Genomic DNA, 1,360 nt, shown 5'->3' with positions numbered 1-1,360 from the left:
TGAAGTGACCCCATTAAGTTGGACTCATTTCTAAGCGGCAACCAAGGCCTGATTTCGATATTGTATCGGACTCAGGCCTTTTAGTTTTAGCTTAATACGTTCGTTGTTGTAATAATCGATATATTCTTTGATGTTTTCAATAAGTTCATTTGCATCTTTGAACGTTTTATTGTGGTACATCTCAGTTTTTAATATGCCGAAGAAGTTCTCTGCAACAGCGTTATCTAAGCAATTTCCTTTTCTAGACATGCTTTGAAGTAGCCCATTCTGTTTCAAGTGATTTTGGTATTGTTTATTTTGATATTGCCATCCTTGGTCAGAGTGTATGAGTGGCTTTTCATGGGGTAATAGCTTACTAGTCGCGGCTTTAAGCATCTCTGTAACTAAGGGTAACGTTACAGATGTCCGCACTTCATAGCTAATGACCTCTCGATTAAATAAATCTATTATCGGTGACAGATACACCTTCTGATTATTCACTTTAAACTCAGTTACATCAGTCACCCATTTTTGATTAGGCTGTTCTACAGTAAATTCACGATTCAATTTGTTTTCTGCGATTCTGCCGATTTCACCTTTGTAAGACTTATAACGTTTAGGCCTGACTTTTGACTTCAAACCAAGTTCGCACATTAGGCGTTGTACACGCTTATGGTTAACCACTAAACCCATCGCTCGTAAAGCGTAAGTCACTCTACGATAGCCATATCGCCCTTTATGTTTGTGATAGATATCACGGATTTTTACGCGTAAGTCAGTATTGGAAGAAGGCTGATTCAGTGCATTACGATGGTAGTAATACACACTCTTGGGAAGCCCTGTAACTCTTAATAAATGTTGTAAGCTATATATTGCCTTGAGCTCTTCGACAACTATCGTTTTGTCTTTGCTTTTTTCTTTCTGGCTTGAGCCAAGGCTTCTAACTTTTTTAAGACAGCGTTCTCTGCACGTAAATAATCGAGTTCTTCTCTAAGCTCTTTTTCAGTCATCTCTGATGATGGTTTAGGAGTTGAAGAGTTATTAGTCACGCGGGGCTTACCTTTATTTTTGGGGTTGAGACGGGATATGTCCTCGCGAGCATAAAGCTTTTGCCATTGAAATAAAATACCAGGGGATGATAAGTCGAAATAGGCGCTGGTATAACCCAATGACCAATTGTTCATTTCCATCGTCTTTAGCACATGGGTTTTGAACTCAAGAGAATAAGGTAACTGCTTATGAATAAAGCTATTTGAGCCGTTTATTTGATAAACCTGAAACCAATAGCGAATAAGCCGAGCGCTTACTCTGTACTTTCTACCTAAAGCTTCAGAATTTTTCTCTTCGACTAGCTGAGCGAGCTTTATTTTAAACGCTCTAT

General features: G+C 38.6%; 1 protein-coding gene and 1 pseudogene. Both read right to left on the bottom strand.

Annotation, left to right across the window (positions count from 1 at the left end):
* Positions 1-30 precede the first annotated feature (30 nt).
* A pseudogene (locus tag BZA03_RS20310) lies at positions 31-885 on the bottom strand (IS3 family transposase); the annotation flags it as partial.
* Positions 873-1,360, bottom strand: a 488-nt coding sequence (locus tag BZA03_RS20305; protein WP_110289721.1) for a transposase, incomplete at its 5' end; no start/stop codon positions are given. The gene BZA03_RS20305 and the pseudogene BZA03_RS20310, both read right to left, overlap by 13 nt.

This window comes from Alteromonas sp. I10, from assembly GCF_003201515.1.
Taxonomy (GTDB): domain Bacteria; phylum Pseudomonadota; class Gammaproteobacteria; order Enterobacterales; family Alteromonadaceae; genus Alteromonas; species Alteromonas macleodii.
This window is presented reverse-complemented; position numbering and strand designations above follow the sequence as displayed.